Genomic DNA, 16,406 nt, shown 5'->3' with positions numbered 1-16,406 from the left:
CTGTGGGAGCGTGGCTTGCCCGCAGATGGCAATCTGCCAAGCGGCGTAGATCTCAGCACTTTTCCAACTTGTCCGGCAGCGGCGCAAACAACGCTTCAATATCATCACTCTGCAACTTCCAGTCCCCAGTCTTGCGCCCATCCAGCACGCCCGCCGCCAAGTCGGATTTTTCCTTCTGCAGATGCTGAATCTTCTCTTCCACCGTGCCCCTGGCAATCATCTTGTAGACGAACACCGGTTTCTCCTGACCAATGCGATACGCCCGGTCAGTCGCCTGATTTTCCGTCGCCGGATTCCACCATGGATCGTAGTGAATCACCGTGTCGGCTTCGGTCAGGTTCAGCCCGACGCCACCCGCCTTCAGGCTGATCAGAAAGATCTGACGCTTGCCGCTCTGGAAGTCTTTTACCGGAGTGCGCCGGTCGCGGGTCTGTCCGGTCAACAGCGCATAATCGACTCCGCGCTTTTTCAGCTCATCTTCAATCAACGACAGCATTGAAGTGAATTGCGAGAACAGCAGGATCCGCCGACCTTCATCGAACAATTCTTCAAGCATTTCCATCAGGCTGTCGAGCTTGCCTGAGGTGCTGCCGCGAGTGGGCAGGGTGGCATCGTTGACCAGGCGCAAATCGCAGCACACCTGACGCAGCTTCAGCAGCGCCTCAAGAATGATGATTTGGCTGCGCGCCACGCCCTTGCGGGTGATCTCGTCGCGGACTTTCTTGTCCATCGCCAGGCGCATGGTTTCGTACACGTCGCGCTGGGCTTCGTTGAGCTCGACCCAATGGATGATTTCGGTTTTCGGCGGCAACTCGGTCGCCACCTGTTCCTTGGTTCGACGCAGCAGGAACGGTTTGATCCGACCGTTGAGGTGCTGAAGTCTTACTTCGCTGGCGCGCTTTTCGATCGGCACGCGGTAATCGCGGTTGAAGCTTTTCACGTCACCCAGCCAGCCTGGCAGCAGGAAGTGAAACAGCGACCACAGCTCACCCAGGTGGTTTTCCAGCGGCGTGCCGCTCAGGCACAGACGCTGACGAGCCTTCAATTCGCGGGCAGCGTGGGCGGCCTTGCTGTTGGGGTTCTTGATGTACTGCGCCTCATCCAGAACCAACACGTGCAATGGCTGCGCGGCCAGACGTTCGACGTCCTTGGGCAGCAACGCATAGGTGGTCAGGATCAGGTCGTAATCGGCCAGCGTGTCGAAATGCTTTTTGCGACTGGCACCGTACAGCGCCAGCACGTTGAGTTGCGGTGTGAAGTGCGCCGCTTCATCCAGCCAGTTGGGGATCAGGCTGGTGGGCATCACCACCATGCACGGCCGATCGAGGCGTCCGGCGTTCTTTTCGCTGAGAATGTGCGCCAGGGTCTGTAGGGTTTTGCCCAGACCCATGTCGTCCGCGAGGATCCCGCCGACTTCCAGTTGCCGCAACGACTGCATCCAGCTCAAGCCTTCCAGCTGATAGGGGCGCAAGGTCGCGTTCAAGCCTTCCGGTGCGGTCGCGGTGAAGTCCTTGATGTCCCGCAGTCGCTGGGCAAAGGTGCGAATTTGTTCGCCACCCTCCCAGAGCAACGGCAGGTCTTCCAGCGGATTCAATCGCGTGGCATCGGCCTTGCTAAGGCGTAGCGTGGTTTCACCAGGCCCTTGCAGGTAAAACTCGCCGAGGGTCGCCAGTACCGGTTTCAAGCGGCCGAAGGGCAGGGCGACTTGCAGCGGGCCGTACTCGGAGTTCGGGCGATTGGGAATGTTCACCAGGATCAACTCGTCGTCGCGACGTCGGGCCAGTCGCTCCGGGTTGAGGATCTCGGTGTGAGAGCGCATCAGGTTCAGCAGGATCGGCAGCAGACTCAGCCGCTCGCCGTTGACGATGATTCCCAGTTCCAGATCGAACCAGTCGCGCTCCGGCGCTTGTTCGACGGTGGCGTACCAATCGTCCACGGCAGTCAGGTCGAAACCGAAGTCTTCGTCGATCTGCAACTCCCAGCCTTGGGTACGCAGCTTCGGCAATTCATTGAGGGTGAAGGTCAGCCAGGCGCTGTCGTTGACCATCTCGAAAAGCTCGCCCGCACTTTCCGGCAAGGCCTTGCTTTGTCGGGTGGCGACCTTGAAGCCGAGGATTCGTAGCTGCTCCCTGTAGGTCTGTTCGACTTCCGGGTGGCGTTTTATCCGTAACGTTTGCGTCTCCTGACGAATCAGGATGTCAGCGTTCTTCTGCCCGGAAACGTATTCATCCAGATAGCTGAAAGACAACGCCGCGCGATGCTGAATATAACGCTGCATCTTGCCGTTGCGCGGTTCGAAGGCGCTGAATTCAATGCTCGCCAGCCACAGGCGCGGCACCGGTTGCACGTTATCCACCAGCACCTGAGGCGGCGCTTTCGGGCTACGGTTTTCCAGTACGGCCTGAAGTTTTTCCAGCAGCTCGGCGTCTTGCGCCGCAGCGGGGTAGGCCAAAGTTTCCTGCACTTTCAGCAGCACTGCCGCGCAGTGCTTGCAGTTGCTGTGGACCGGGCAGGTGCAGGTGGCGTCAATCATCAGCAAGGTGGCTTTGGCTGACTCGCGCAGGCGAATGGTCTGACGGTAAACGTTACCGCCAGAGCCCTCGCAGGCGGCAATGATCGTGGCGTCGCCAGCCTCGACGATCCTGACACGGTTCTCCAAAGCGTAGCGACGGCCACGCTCCAGGCTCTGTTCCTTGAATCGGCTGACCCAGGAAGGTGCCAGGGGTTTGCTCAGGGTCGGGGGCATAAGGACTTCAATCAGTCCGGAATTTCATCGGGGACTGGCCGAGGCGCAGGGGCGGTGAGCGAGGTGATCTTGATCAACATGCCCAAGTGGCCGTTGTCGAGGAAGTTCAGCTGGCCGTTTTTGGTGTGGCTTTCCTGTTTCATGCGTTCGCTGGCGGTGACCATGCCGTTGGCGTCGATCTGGTTGACCCAGAAGTCTGCATCCACATCGGTGAAACGTCCCAGTTTCATGCTCAGCGTGCCCTCGATCGGGAACTGGCCGAACTGTTCTTTGCCTTCGCTGATCGCCACTTTGCTGGCTTCTTCACCAAGGTTCTGTTGCCAGGCCTTGTGCAGCAACACCGTGTATTCATTGCTGGCGGTGAGTTTTTCCACTTCGCCATTCAGGCTTGGCGTGCGCAGGCTGTCGGGGCTGATTGGCTGGGCGCCGGCATTCCAGTCTTCCGGTGCGGCGCGGCTGACGATGGCGGGCACGGCATTTTGACGGACCAGAATCATTTCAATCTGATACAAATCATCGGCAAATGCCGTAGGGGTGACCAGTGCTGTTATTAACATTGTCAACAAGGTCAGTAAGCGAAACAGGCGCATGCGGCGTCCTTCAAGCAGTTTTCGGAATGAGGTGCTCAAACAGCGCCTCTACAGTATTAAAGCGCTCTTCCGAGCGCTCCATCGGCACCTGGAATTTAAACATCGTGGCGCCTTCGAATTTGTAACGTTTGGGCTGGCTCTGGATCAGCTTGATCAGCGTCAGCGGGTCAACCGGGGTTTGCGCCGCGAACTCGATTCGGCCACCTTGCGGGCCGCCATCGACTTTCTTGATGCCCAGTAGCTCGGCCTGCAATTTCAGCGCGGTAATGCGCATCAGGTTCTTGGTCGGTTCCGGCAGCAGACCGAAACGATCGATCATCTCCACCTGCAAGTCCTTGAGGCCTTCCTCGTCGGTAGCCGAGGCGATGCGTTTGTAGAGAATCAGTCGGGCATGTACGTCCGGCAGGTAGTCTTCGGGAATCAACGCCGGTACCCGCAGATTGACTTCCGGACCACCGCCGAGCGGCTGATCGAGGTTCGGTTGTTCGCCTTTGCGGATCGACTTCACCGCGCGCTCGAGCATCTCCATGTACAGCGTGAAACCGACGGCCTGGATTTGCCCGCTCTGCCCGTCGCCGAGTAATTCGCCGGCGCCACGGATTTCCAGGTCGTTGGTGGCAAGCACGAAGCCCGCGCCGAGGTCCTGTGTATTGGCGATCGCTTCCAGGCGTTTTTCTGCATCAGGCGTGATTTGCTGACGCGGCGGCGTCAGCAAATAAGCGTAAGCCTGGTGGTGACTGCGACCGACCCGGCCGCGCAACTGGTGCAGCTGCGCCAGGCCGAACTTGTCGGCACGCTCGATGATGATGGTGTTGGCGCTCGGCACGTCGATGCCGGTCTCGATGATGGTCGAGGCGATCAGCACGTTGAAGCGCTTGTGGTAGAAGTCGCTCATCACTTGTTCGAGATCGCGTTCGCGCATCTGCCCGTGGCCGATGCCGATCCGTGCTTCCGGCACCAGTTCGGCGAGGTCGGCGGCGCATTTCTCGATGGTCTTCACGTCGTTGTGCAGGTAATAGACCTGACCGCCACGCAACAGCTCACGGAGCAAGGCCTCTTTGACCGTGCTCTTGTTCTGCTCCATGACGAACGTCCGTACCGACAAGCGACGGGCCGGCGGCGTGGCGATGATCGACAGGTCACGCATGCCCGACACCGCCATGTTCAGCGTGCGCGGAATTGGCGTGGCGGTCAGGGTGAGGATGTCGACTTCACTGCGCAGGGCCTTGAGCTGTTCTTTCTGACGGACACCGAAACGGTGCTCTTCGTCGATGATCACCAGCCCCAGGTTTTTGATTTTTACGTCGTCCTGCAGCAGCTTGTGCGTGCCGATGACGATGTCGATCTTGCCTTCGGCCAGATCCGCGACCGCAGCGTTCACTTCCTTGGTCGACTTGAATCGGCTCATCACTTCCACGCTCACCGGCCAATCGGCGAAGCGGTCGCGGAAGCTGTTGTAGTGCTGCTGGGCGAGCAGGGTGGTCGGCACCAGAATCGCCACCTGACGACCGCCGTGTACTGCGATGAACGCTGCACGCATCGCCACTTCGGTCTTGCCGAAACCGACGTCGCCGCAGACCAGACGGTCCATCGGCTTTGGCGCGAGCATGTCGGTGCGCACTGCTTCGATGGTGGTTTGCTGGTCCGGGGTTTCTTCGAACGGGAAGCCGGCGCTGAAGGTCGCGTAATCGGCTTTCGGGTCGGCGAACGCATAACCTTCGCGAGCGGCGCGGCGGGCATAGATGTCGAGCAACTCGGCCGCCACGTCGCGCACCTGTTCGGCAGCTTTGCGTTTGGCTTTCTGCCAGGTCTCGGAGCCGAGACGGTGCAGCGGGGCCAGGGCGTCGTCGCTGCCGGTGTATCGGGCGATCAGATGCAGGTTGGCCACCGGCACGTAAAGCTTGGCGTTTTCGGCGTATTCGAGGGTCAGGAATTCGGCGGCCTGACTGTCGATTTCCAGAATCGTCAGCCCAAGGTAACGCCCGACACCGTGGTCGATGTGCACCACCGGCGCGCCTTCGCGCAACTCGGTGAGGTTCTTGATGACGGCATCGTTGTTGGCGTCGGCGCGTTTCTCGCGGCGACGGCGCTGCATCACGCGCTGACCGAACAACGGGCTTTCGGCAACCAGGGCCAAGGCCGGGTCGTCAAGCACCAGGCCTTCGTCGAGCGGCGCGATGGTGATCGCCAGGCGCTCCTTGCTCGCGACGAAGTCCGGCCAGCTGTCGACGGTTTTCGGTCGCAGCTTCAGGCGTTCCAGCAACTCCAATAGCACTTCACGACGGCCCGCGGACTCGGCGGTAAACAGCACGCGACCGGGAAACTCGTCGAGGAAGCCCGCCAGCGCCGCCAACGGTTGGGTGGCTTTGGCTTCGATGGCCAGGTTCGGCAGCTCCCGAGCGGGGAAGCGCTCGCGGCCAACGCCGGTTTCCACGTCCTGTTGACTGGCGACCACGCGCGGCCAGTTTTTCAGGCGAGCGAAGCAATCTTCCACCGGCAGGAACAGTTCGGCCGGCGGCAATAAAGGGCGGGATGGATCGACGCGGCGCTCTTCATAGCGATTGCGCACATCGTTCCAGAAATTTTCCGCCGCCTGCTCGATGCCGGGCAGGGAAAACACTTGCGTGTCCTGCGGCAGGTAATCGAACAGCGTGGAGGTTTCGTCGAAGAACAGCGGCAGGTAGTACTCGATACCGGCTGGTGTAATCCCGCTGCTCAAGTCCTGGAAGATCGGGCAGCGACGGAAGTCGACATCGAAACGCTCACGGAAGCGCGCCTTGAAGCGGGTGACCGCATCCTTTTGCAGCGGAAACTCTCTCGCTGGCAGGAGGCGAACCGTTTCCACTTTGTCGATGGAGCGCTGGTTTTCCGGATCGAATGTACGAAGGGTCTCGATTTCGTCGTCGAACAGGTCGATGCGGAAAGGCAGTTTGCTGCCCATCGGGAACAGATCAATCAGCGAGCCGCGGACGGTAAATTCGCCGTGCTCATACACCGTATCGACGTAACGATAGCCGCTGGCCTCAAGCCGGGTGCGCATTTGCTCGACATCGAGCTTCTGGCCGATGTCCAGCACCAGACTGCTGCCGAGCAGGAATTTGGTCGGTGCCAGGCGATGCAGGGCTGTGGTGATCGGCACCACCAGAACGCCGTGACTCAGCTCCGGCAATCGATACAGCGCGGAGATTCGCTGGGAAATAATGTCCTGGTGCGGCGAAAACAGATCGTAGGGCAGGGTTTCCCAGTCCGGGAAATGCAGCACCGGCAAATCCGGGGCGAAGAAACTCAGCTCCTGTTCCAGCCGTTCGGCACTTTGGCTGTCGGCGGTCAGTAGCAGGGTAAAGCGCTTGGCAGCGCTGGCGGCCTCGGCGATAGCCAGGCTCAGGGCGGCACCGGGCAGGTTGCCCCAGTGCTGTTTACCTGCCGCGGCAGGGAGAAGCGGTAGACGCAGAACGGGCACGGAAGGTTGAGCTCCAAGCGTTGCGACAAAGTCGGTAATTGTAACGGCCCCGGGTGCCGCCTGTCAGTTGCAGATGTGTCTATTACGCAGGTTGGGCGAAATGTAGTGGTAAAGACAAAATCGGCCCGTTTTTCAGTAAAAATGACTGAATATGTAGTGGCAAAACGGCCGAGTGTTACGGAGGGTTACGGACAAGACAGCGGTGTCTCCAAAAAAATGACTGAGCTGCAGGCCCCGGTTTTATTGGGCTTTAGCGGTGCGTGGTTTTTTTGAAGAGGATTTTGTTACTGACCGCGCGACAGGCGCGCATTGCTACGGGAGGCACTCGGCGGCATAATGTAGCCCCTTTTTTCTGCCCCTACATGTGGAAGGTTCCCGTGACTCAGAAGCCCGACCAGTGTCTTGGTGAATGGATCGACCGTGAAGCACTCGCAGAAGCGATGATTCCGCTTATCGGTCAGCTCTACCGCAATAACAACGTGGTGAGCTCGATCTATGGCCGCAGTCTGATCAACCAGTCTGTCATCGCGATTCTCAAAGCTCACCGCTTTGCTCGCCATCGCCAGTCCGATGACAGCGAATTGTCCGTCCACGAAACATTCCCGCTGCTCAAGGCAATGAGCGAGCTCAAGCTCGGCGCTGCCTCGGTAGACCTGGGCAAGCTTGCAGTCAAGTTCAAGGCTGAAGGCAATGGCCGCACTGCCGAGCAGTTCGTCCGTGAAGAACTGGCTGACGTCGTTGGTCAGCAAAATGTTTCCGCCCGCAAAGGCACCGACGTTGTTCTGTACGGCTTCGGTCGTATCGGCCGTCTGCTGGCGCGCATCCTGATCGAGAAAACCGGTGGTGGCGACGGCCTGCGTCTGCGCGCCATCGTTGTCCGCAAGGGCGCCGAAAACGATCTGGTCAAACGCGCCAGCCTGCTGCGCCGCGATTCGGTACACGGTTCGTTCAATGGCACCATCACCATTGATGAAGCCAACAACACCATCACCGCCAACGGCAACCTGATCCAGGTTATCTACGCGAAAAACCCGACTGAAGTGGACTACACCCAGTACGGCATCAAAGACGCGCTGCTGGTGGACAACACCGGTGTATGGCGTGACGCCGACGGTCTGGGCCAGCACCTGGCTTGCCCGGGTATCGATCGCGTTGTTCTGACCGCGCCTGGCAAAGGCAAGCTGAAGAACATCGTTCACGGTATCAACCACGGTGAAATCACCGCGGATGACAAGATCGTTTCCGCGGCTTCCTGCACCACCAACGCCATCGTGCCGGTACTCAAAGCCGTCAACGACAAGTTCGGCATCATCAACGGTCACGTTGAAACGGTTCACTCGTACACCAACGACCAGAACCTGATCGACAACTTCCACAAAGGCGATCGCCGTGGCCGTAGCGCCGCGTTGAACATGGTAATCACCGAGACCGGTGCTGCCACCGCTGCTGCCAAGGCGCTGCCTGAGCTGGCCGGCAAGCTGACCGGTAACGCGATCCGCGTTCCGACGCCTAACGTGTCGATGGCCATTCTCAACCTGAACCTTGAGAAAGCTGCCACCCGTGAAGAGATGAACGAGTACTTGCGCTACATGGCGTTGCACTCCGATCTGCATAAGCAAATCGATTACGTCAATTCGCAGGAAGTGGTGTCCACCGACTTCGTTGGCTCGCGCCACGCAGGCGTAGTGGACGCTGAAGCAACCATCAGCCAAGACAACCGCGTTGTTCTGTACGTTTGGTACGACAACGAATTCGGTTACAGCTGCCAGGTGGTTCGCGTGATGGAAGACATGGCCGGTGTAAACCCGCCTGCATTCCCGCGCTAAGCGTTAGCTACACATAAAAACGCCCCGACTTTGGTCGGGGCGTTTTTGTTTGTGCGGTTTGTCAGTTGGATATGTGTTGTTTTTGCCGGCCTCTTCGCGAGCAGGCTCGCTCCCACATTAGATCTGTGGCGTACACGCATCCAATGTGGGAGCGAGCCTGCTCGCGAAAGCGATCTGTCAGGCGCCGCCGACCACAGCAGCCTGCACCGTCCGCAATTCATGACGATTACCACGGAACAACACCAGCGTCGCAATCAACCCTAACACCGCCGCACCACTGAGCCATATCCCTGGCGCAGCCTTGTTATCCAGCACGTGGATCAGGTACGTACACGCCGCCGGTGTAAACCCGCCAAAGGTCGCAGTCGCCAGGCTGTAGGCCAAAGAGAACCCGGTCGTACGAACTTCCACCGGCATGATCTCGGTCAGCGCCACGACCATGGCGCCGTTGTACGAGCCATACAGGAACGACAGCCACAACTCGACGATCAGCAAGTGGCTGAAGCTCGGGTTTGCTACCAGCCATGACAGGGCAGGGTAGGCGGTGAGGATCGCCAGAATCGTCGCCGCCAGCAGCAAGGGTTTGCGTCCGATCCTGTCGGACACAGAACCCATGACCGGTAGCCAGAAGAAGTTCGACAGACCAATGCACACCGTCACCAGCAACGCGTCCAGGTCCGACAAATGCAGTTCGGCTTTGCCGAAGGTCGGGGTGTAAGCGGTGATCAGATAGAACGACACCGTGGTCATTACCACCAACGCCATGCCGGCGATGACGATGCCAAAGTTCTGACTGATCGAGCGGACGACGTCCCGCAGGGTAGGGCGGTGTTTACGCGCCTGGAATTCCGGGGTTTCTTCCAGCGAACGGCGGATCACGAAGATCACCGGCACGATCATGCACCCGATCAGGAACGGCACGCGCCAGCCCCAGTCGCCCATTTGTTCCGGGCTGAGCCAGTGGTTCAAACCCACGCCGAGCAGGCCGGCGAATACGACCGCCGCTTGCTGACTGGCGGATTGCCAACTGACGAAAAAACCTTTGCGACCCGGTGTGGAAATCTCGGCGAGGTACACCGACACACCGCCCAATTCCACACCGGCCGAGAAGCCTTGCAGCAAACGGCCGAACAGCACGATCAGCGGCGCTGCAACGCCCAACGTGGCGTAACCCGGCACGCAGGCAATCAGGACCGTGCCGGCAGCCATCATCGCGAGGGTGATGATCAGCCCTTTGCGTCGACCATGACGGTCGATATAGGCACCGAGGAAAATCGCCCCCAATGGGCGCATCAGGAAGCCGGCCCCAAAGGTGGCCAGCGATAACATCAGGGAGGCGAAAGCGCTATCGGCAGGGAAGAAGGTTTTGGCAATGGCCGTGGCGTAAAAGCCGTAGACCATAAAGTCGAACATCTCGAGAAAGTTGCCGCTGACAACGCGAAAAATCGCTTTGCCTTTGCTCGTATTGGAAGACATTTGTAGGTACTCACGCTGGTAAATCTTGCTTGAAACGCTGCACCTGTGGGAGCGAGACCGGCTTGCCGGCAATGGCGTGGGGTCAATCAGCATTGATGTTGGCTGGCACACCGCTATCGCCGGCAAGCCGGTCTCGCTCCCACAGGTTTTGCGTCTTACTGGCGGGCACTGGCAGACCTCGCTCCCATGCGCTCTGAGGCCCATAATGGCGGGCGCGGTTTTGAGGGGAGATGAAGATTTGTTAACTGGACGGTGGAGTGGACTTGTGGTGCTGGCCGGCGTTTTGTCCGGTTGTGGCAACGGCGACAGTCTGGAACGCTTCGACGGCCCGACCATGGGCAGTCGTTATTCCATTCAATACGTAAGGCATTCCTCCACGCCCGGGCCGAAAGCGGTGCAGGCCGAAGTAGAAAAGATCCTTGCTGAAGTCGATCAACAAATGTCGACTTACCGCAGCGACTCGGACATCGAGCGCTTCAACGATCTACCCGCCCACCGCTGTCAGAAAATGCCCGCGCCGATCCTCAAACTGGTGCGTGTCGGTGAGCGTCTGTCGGAACAAAGCGAAGGTTCCTTCGACCTGACGGTGGAGCCGCTGCTCAACCTCTGGGGCTTCGGCCCGCAGGCTCGTCATGAGAAAGTCCCCGCCGCCCAAGCACTGGCCGAAGTCAGGCAGCGAGTCGGTTACCAGCACCTGCGTATCGACGGCGATCAGCTGTGCAAGGACGCCGCGGTCGAGGTCGACTTCAACAGCATCGCCGCCGGTTACGCGGTCGATACGATTGCCGCAAAACTCGAAGCAATGGGCATCCACAACTACCTCGCCGAAGCCACCGGCGAACTCAAGGCTGCCGGCAAAAAACTCGACGGCTCGCCGTGGCGCGTCGCCCTGGAAGAACCCCGCGACGACCAGCAAGTGGCCGAGCACATCATCGCTGTCGATGGCTATGGCGTGTCCACTTCCGGTGACTACCGCAACTATTTCGAGCAGGACGGTCGGCGTTACTCCCACACCTTCGATGCCCGCACCGGGGCGCCGGTCTCACACACCCTGACGTCAGTCACGGTGATTCATCCTTCAGCGTTGATGGCCGATGGCTTATCGACGCTGTTGCTGATTCTGGGTCCCGAGAGGGGTTGGGACTATGCCGAAACGCATGATATCGGTGCATTTTTTGTGATTCGTGCCGATACAGGATTCGTCACACGAACCACGCAGGCTTTTGAACGCCTGAGCGGCGGAAAAACCGAGTGATCACGGCGATTCAAGCAGCAAAGACTGGCGTTGTAGTGCAGGCAAAACTAGCCTACGACGCGACCAAGGGTTAATGTGCGCGGCGTTGACGCTTATATAGACTGTGTCCGGGTTCTGTACTGGCCCCAAATTGTTCCTTCACGCCGCAGATCGGCGTGATTTAGCCGCCGGTGCCGAGGGCGCCGCGGCCTGTTCTGAGGAGTACGCATGGCTGTCTACAACTACGACGTGGTGGTGCTGGGTTCCGGCCCGGCGGGAGAAGGCGCGGCAATGAACGCCGCCAAAGCAGGGCGCAAGGTGGCGATGGTCGATAGCCGTCGCCAGGTCGGCGGCAACTGCACCCACCTGGGCACCATCCCGTCCAAGGCACTGCGTCACTCGGTCCGGCAGATCATGCAGTTCAACACCAACCCGATGTTCCGGGCCATTGGTGAGCCGCGTTGGTTCTCGTTCCCGGACGTGCTGAAAAGCGCTGAAAAAGTCATCTCCAAACAAGTCGCGTCGCGCACCGGCTACTACGCCCGTAACCGCGTCGACGTGTTCTTCGGCACCGGCAGTTTCGCCGACGAGCAAACCATTGAAGTGGTCTGCGCCAACGGCGTGGTCGAAAAGCTGGTGGCCAAGCACATCATCATCGCCACCGGTTCGCGCCCGTATCGTCCGGCGGACATCGATTTCCACCACCCGCGTATCTACGATAGCGACACCATCCTCAGCCTCGGCCACACCCCGCGCAAACTCATCGTTTACGGCGCAGGCGTGATCGGTTGCGAGTACGCGTCGATCTTCAGCGGTCTGGGTGTATTGGTTGAGCTGGTGGATAACCGCGGTCAGTTGCTGAGCTTCCTCGACTCGGAAATTTCCCAGGCCCTGAGCTATCACTTCAGCAACAACAACATCACGGTCCGCCACAACGAAGACTACGACCGCGTCGAAGGCGTGGACAACGGCGTGATCCTGCACCTCAAGTCCGGCAAGAAGATCAAGGCCGACGCCTTGCTCTGGTGCAACGGTCGTACCGGCAACACCGATCAACTGGGTCTGGAAAACGTCGGCGTGAAGGTCAACAGCCGTGGCCAGATCGAAGTCGACGAGGCCTACCGTACCTGCAAGCCGAACATCTACGGCGCCGGTGACGTGATCGGCTGGCCGAGCCTGGCCAGTGCTGCTCACGACCAGGGTCGTTCGGCCGCTGGCAGCATCGTTGACAACAATAGCTGGCGCTTCGTCAACGACGTGCCGACCGGCATCTACACCATTCCGGAGATCAGCTCGATCGGCAAGAACGAGCAGGAGCTGACTCAGGCCAAGGTGCCGTACGAAGTCGGCAAGGCGTTCTTCAAGGGCATGGCGCGTGCACAGATCGCCGGCGAGCCTCAGGGAATGCTGAAGATTCTGTTCCACCGCGAAACCCTGGAAGTGCTGGGCGTTCACTGCTTCGGTTATCAGGCGTCGGAGATCGTTCACATTGGTCAGGCGATCATGAACCAGCCGGGCGAACTGAACACGCTGAGGTATTTCGTCAACACGACGTTCAACTACCCGACCATGGCCGAAGCCTATCGGGTAGCGGCGTACGATGGCCTCAACCGGCTTTTTTGAGTGGCTCCGGCCGGTGGCCTGAGCCGGCCGGGGAGACCGATTTCAGCAATTCTCGAGCGTGGCGCTGGCCAAACCGGGAAAGTCTGTAATCAGGCTGTCAACGCCGAAGTCGGCGAGTCTGCGCATTAGCGCGGGCTCGTTGACTGTCCATACCGACACATGCAGCCCCTGACGCTGCGCCTTCTGCAGGCGTTCCGGCGTACACAGGGTCCAGTTCAGCGCCAGAATCTCACAGCCATAGCTTTGCGCGACCTTCAACGGGTCGAGCCAGGCGTACTCGGCCACCAGTCCGCGGGACACATCTGGCACGAAGTCCAGCGCAGCTTTCAATACTTCCCGCGAACTCGAGGTGATCGTGACCTTGTCGAGCAGGCCGAAACGCTGAGCCATTTCGCGAATCGCCAGCACGGTGGTTGCCGCGCGAGTGCGCGAAGCGCTTTTGACTTCCAGTTGCCAGTGCTCGAAATCACATTTCTCGAACAGTTCTTCCAGTGTTGGAATCGGGCAGGGCTTGATCCAGCCCGGGCCGCCAGTGCGTGCATCGTAGGTCACCAGCTCGGCCGCCGTGTGCTCGACGACTTTGCCGCGACGGTCGGTGGTGCGCTTGAGCGTCGGGTCGTGGATGACCATCAACTCGCCGTCCATGGACAGGTGCAGGTCCAGTTCGCAACGGCGCACGCCGTGCTTGAGGCATTGCTGGAAGCTGGTCAGCGTATTTTCCGGTGCTTCGCCCTTGGCGCCGCGATGGCCGTAGATGAGAGTCACGGTTCTTCCTTAAATTAAATGCCTGATTCGTTTTGTTCGCGGGCCAGGCGTCGTTCCTGGGCCTGCTTCTGCAAAATGTAGCGGGCCAGCAATTGGCGTTGGGCATCGGTCGGGTATTCGAACTCGGTGCCGACGTCGTAGCCGTCGCCTTTGCGATCGCAATGCGTGACGCGAGCCCGCAACAAGAGTCCGAGGGCTTGCGGCATCAACACCAGTTTGACCGACAGGTGTGTGCCCTCGGCAATGGGCGTCGGATGCTGAAATTCGATCCCGCCTTCGGAAATGATCACCGGCTGCGGCTCGCCGATCTGCCCGAGTACGGTGATTGCGATCACCTGGCTGAGCAAATCGATGCGTTTATTCTGGGATTTCAGGAACGCGGCGAGGTTGCGGTCGCGCTCACTGATCTGGCGCAACAGGTGCTGGGACTCGAATTCGCTCAGGTGCAGTTCGCTGAGCAAGTTGAACAGAGGGGAAGCATCCTGCAACACTTCCTGGCCTGCGGCTTCGAGAGCGGACAGGGGCCGAATTTCCAGTGCGATCGTGTCCTCGATACGGTAGTATTCGCGGCGATCTTCTTCATCTAATGTCGACATGGCGAACCCATGGTAGCGGCGGTGGTCTGAGTGTAAAGCTGGTTATCGACCCCCGCCACAAGGACGTTCCTTTTCCCTCCGAACAAGCCCCGACATGTTCAGACCTCTCTTCGTATTTATTGGCACGCGTTATACCCGTGCAAAGCGTCGCAATCATTTTGTGTCATTCATTTCCCTGACCTCGATGATCGGACTCGCCCTTGGCGTGGTCGTGATGATCGTGGTGCTGTCGGTCATGAACGGCTTCGATCATGAGATGCGCACCCGCGTTCTGGGCATGGTGCCCCACGCGACCATCGAGTCCGGTGAACCGATCAGCGACTGGCAAAGCCTGGCCGCCAAGGTCAAGCAGAACCCGCAGGTGACGGCCGTGGCGCCGTTTACCCAGATGCAGGGTTTGCTGACCAACAACGGCAAGGTCTCCAAAGTGCTGCTCAATGCCATCGACCCTGCGCTGGAACGGCAGGTCTCGATCATTGATAACTTCATGCAGCAGGGCAAACTCGACGACCTGGCGCCTGGCAGTTTCGGCATCGTCATCGGTGACAAGGCGGCGGCCAAGCTTGGCGCGGCGATCGGTGACAAGCTGACCTTTGTGGCGCCGGAAGTCACCGTGACCCCGGCCGGGATGTTCCCGCGCATGAAACGCTTCACGGTGGTCGGCATCTTCCATGTCGGCGCCGGCGAGCTGGATGGCTATTTGGGCATCACCAATCTTCAGGATCTGGCCAAGCTGCATCGCTGGAAACCGGATCAGGTCCAGGGCATTCGCCTGAAGTTCGATGACCTGTTCCAGGCGCCACGCGTCGCGTGGACCATCGCCCAGCAGCTCGGCGAAGACCATTTCTATGCCCGCGACTGGACGCGCACCCACGGCAATCTGTATCAAGCGATCCGCATGGAAAAAGCCATGATCGGTTTGCTGTTGCTGCTGATCGTCGCCGTGGCTGCGTTCAACATTATTTCCACGCTGGTGATGGTGGTGAACGACAAGAAGGGCGACATCGCGATTCTGCGCACCCTTGGCGCCACGCCGGGTTCGATCATGGCGATCTTCATGGTGCAGGGCACCGTCATTGGTGTGGTCGGTACGCTGATCGGCGCCGTGGTCGGGATCTTCGCCGCGTTGAACGTCAGCGCCGCGATCTCGGCTCTCGAAGGCTTGATCGGGCACAAGTTCCTGAACGCCGACGTGTACTTCATCGATTACCTGCCGTCGCAAGTGCAGAGCCAGGATGTGTTGATGGTCTGCGCCGCCGCGTTGGTCCTGAGTTTCCTCGCCACCCTGTATCCAGCCTGGCGTGCCGCGCGCACCCAGCCTGCGGAGGCGCTACGTTATGAGTGAGTTGGGCATGAGTGATAAAGCAATCTTGAGCTGCCGCAACCTGGGCAAGTCCTACGAGGAAGGCCCGGAATCGGTAGAAGTTCTGGCCGGTCTGCAACTGGAACTGCATCCGGGTGAGCGCGTGGCGATTGTCGGCACCTCGGGTTCGGGCAAAAGTACCTTGCTCAACCTGCTGGGCGGCCTCGATACACCGACCAAGGGCAGCGTCTGGCTGGCCGGTGAAGAGCTGTCGGCGCTGAACGAAAAGGCTCGCGGTTTGCTGCGCAATCGGTCGCTGGGTTTCGTTTACCAGTTCCACCACTTGCTGCCTGAGTTCACCGCGCTGGAAAACGTCTGCATGCCGTTGCTGATCGGTAAAACTGCGATTCCGGAAGCACGTCAGCGTGCGACGGCGTTGCTGGAGCGGGTAGGACTGGGCCATCGTTTGGAACACAAACCGGCGGAATTGTCCGGTGGTGAACGTCAGCGTGTCGCCATTGCCCGCGCCCTGGTGAACACGCCAGGCCTGGTGATGCTCGACGAGCCGACCGGCAACCTCGATTCCCACACCGCCCAGGGTATTCAGGATTTGATGCTGGAACTCAGCACCTCGATGCGTACGGCGTTCCTGGTGGTGACTCACGACATGAACCTGGCTCGCCAGATGGATCGCGTCCTGCATTTGCAGGAAGGTTACCTGACACCCATCTGATTGGCCGAAACCCGGCGTGACTGAAAAGTACGTCGGGTCTTTTATTTTTATACG

Annotated in this window: 11 protein-coding genes; 5 read left to right on the top strand and 6 right to left on the bottom strand. The window is 59.6% G+C overall.

Features of this window, described 5'->3' with window-relative positions:
* Positions 1-52: 52 nt before the first annotated feature.
* Genes ACYZTW_RS23365 through mfd form a run of 3 tightly spaced genes read right to left on the bottom strand, consistent with a single transcriptional unit; the run spans position 53 to position 6,796 of the window.
* Positions 53-2,746, bottom strand: coding sequence for a DEAD/DEAH box helicase (locus tag ACYZTW_RS23365; protein WP_462001998.1), 2,694 nt, complete (start codon positions 2,744-2,746; stop codon positions 53-55).
* A gap of 11 nt (positions 2,747-2,757) precedes the next feature.
* On the bottom strand, positions 2,758-3,336 hold the full coding sequence (locus ACYZTW_RS23360) for a CsiV family protein (protein ID WP_462001996.1): 579 nt from the start codon (positions 3,334-3,336) through the stop codon (positions 2,758-2,760).
* Positions 3,337-3,346: 10 nt separating this feature from the next.
* The gene (gene mfd / locus ACYZTW_RS23355; RefSeq protein WP_462001994.1) at positions 3,347-6,796 is read right to left on the bottom strand and encodes a transcription-repair coupling factor; all 3,450 of its coding nucleotides are present in this window, start codon (positions 6,794-6,796) and stop codon (positions 3,347-3,349) included.
* Positions 6,797-7,158: 362 nt separating this feature from the next.
* On the opposite strand from mfd, the gene ACYZTW_RS23350 reads away from it, so the two are divergent.
* Positions 7,159-8,622: a glyceraldehyde-3-phosphate dehydrogenase gene (locus tag ACYZTW_RS23350; protein ID WP_033061910.1), complete on the top strand. Its 1,464-nt coding sequence runs from the start codon at positions 7,159-7,161 to the stop codon at positions 8,620-8,622.
* Between the two features lie 177 nt (positions 8,623-8,799).
* On the opposite strand, the gene tcuC is transcribed toward ACYZTW_RS23350, so the two are convergent.
* Positions 8,800-10,098 carry a tricarballylate/proton symporter TcuC gene (gene tcuC, locus ACYZTW_RS23345; protein WP_462001993.1) on the bottom strand — a complete coding sequence of 433 codons (1,299 nt, stop codon included), beginning with the start codon at positions 10,096-10,098 and terminating at the stop codon, positions 8,800-8,802.
* A 268-nt stretch (positions 10,099-10,366) separates the two neighbouring features.
* Here tcuC and ACYZTW_RS23340 point away from each other — a divergent pair, with 268 nt between their 5' ends.
* Positions 10,367-11,353 carry an FAD:protein FMN transferase gene (locus tag ACYZTW_RS23340; protein ID WP_462001992.1) on the top strand — a complete coding sequence of 329 codons (987 nt, stop codon included), beginning with the start codon at positions 10,367-10,369 and terminating at the stop codon, positions 11,351-11,353.
* Between the two features lie 207 nt (positions 11,354-11,560).
* Positions 11,561-12,955 carry a Si-specific NAD(P)(+) transhydrogenase gene (sthA, locus tag ACYZTW_RS23335; protein ID WP_462001991.1) on the top strand — a complete coding sequence of 465 codons (1,395 nt, stop codon included), beginning with the start codon at positions 11,561-11,563 and terminating at the stop codon, positions 12,953-12,955.
* 42 nt (positions 12,956-12,997) lie between these two features.
* On the opposite strand, the gene ACYZTW_RS23330 is transcribed toward sthA, so the two are convergent.
* Both ACYZTW_RS23330 and ACYZTW_RS23325 read right to left on the bottom strand, forming a co-directional pair.
* Positions 12,998-13,720, bottom strand: a complete 723-nt coding sequence (locus tag ACYZTW_RS23330) for a glycerophosphodiester phosphodiesterase (protein ID WP_056744312.1) — start codon at positions 13,718-13,720, stop codon at positions 12,998-13,000.
* 14 nt (positions 13,721-13,734) lie between these two features.
* Entirely contained in the window at positions 13,735-14,316 is a 582-nt protein-coding gene (locus ACYZTW_RS23325) for a PilZ domain-containing protein (RefSeq protein ID WP_462001990.1), read from the bottom strand.
* A gap of 94 nt (positions 14,317-14,410) precedes the next feature.
* Between ACYZTW_RS23325 and ACYZTW_RS23320 the strand changes: the two genes are divergently transcribed.
* A complete protein-coding gene (locus tag ACYZTW_RS23320) occupies positions 14,411-15,661 on the top strand; it encodes a lipoprotein-releasing ABC transporter permease subunit (protein ID WP_008151382.1) in 1,251 nt (416 codons plus the stop codon).
* Positions 15,662-15,668: 7 nt separating this feature from the next.
* The gene (gene lolD / locus ACYZTW_RS23315) at positions 15,669-16,352 is read left to right on the top strand and encodes a lipoprotein-releasing ABC transporter ATP-binding protein LolD (RefSeq protein ID WP_462001989.1); all 684 of its coding nucleotides are present in this window, start codon (positions 15,669-15,671) and stop codon (positions 16,350-16,352) included.
* The last annotated feature ends 54 nt before the right edge of the window (positions 16,353-16,406 follow it).

Source organism: Pseudomonas sp. LB3P25, assembly GCF_054897985.1.
Note: the sequence above shows the minus strand (reverse complement) of the source record. Positions and strands in the feature narration are given on the sequence as shown.

Coding starts and splice junctions, on each gene's coding strand:
- ACYZTW_RS23365 (WP_462001998.1), bottom strand. CDS start 2,746: ATGCCCCCGACCCTGAGCAAACCCCTGGCACCTTCCTGGGTCAGCCGA.
- ACYZTW_RS23360 (WP_462001996.1), bottom strand. CDS start 3,336: ATGCGCCTGTTTCGCTTACTGACCTTGTTGACAATGTTAATAACAGCA.
- ACYZTW_RS23350 (WP_033061910.1), top strand. CDS start 7,159: ATGTGGAAGGTTCCCGTGACTCAGAAGCCCGACCAGTGTCTTGGTGAA.
- tcuC (WP_462001993.1), bottom strand. CDS start 10,098: ATGTCTTCCAATACGAGCAAAGGCAAAGCGATTTTTCGCGTTGTCAGC.
- sthA (WP_462001991.1), top strand. CDS start 11,561: ATGGCTGTCTACAACTACGACGTGGTGGTGCTGGGTTCCGGCCCGGCG.
- ACYZTW_RS23325 (WP_462001990.1), bottom strand. CDS start 14,316: ATGTCGACATTAGATGAAGAAGATCGCCGCGAATACTACCGTATCGAG.
- ACYZTW_RS23320 (WP_008151382.1), top strand. CDS start 14,411: ATGTTCAGACCTCTCTTCGTATTTATTGGCACGCGTTATACCCGTGCA.
- lolD (WP_462001989.1), top strand. CDS start 15,669: ATGAGTGATAAAGCAATCTTGAGCTGCCGCAACCTGGGCAAGTCCTAC.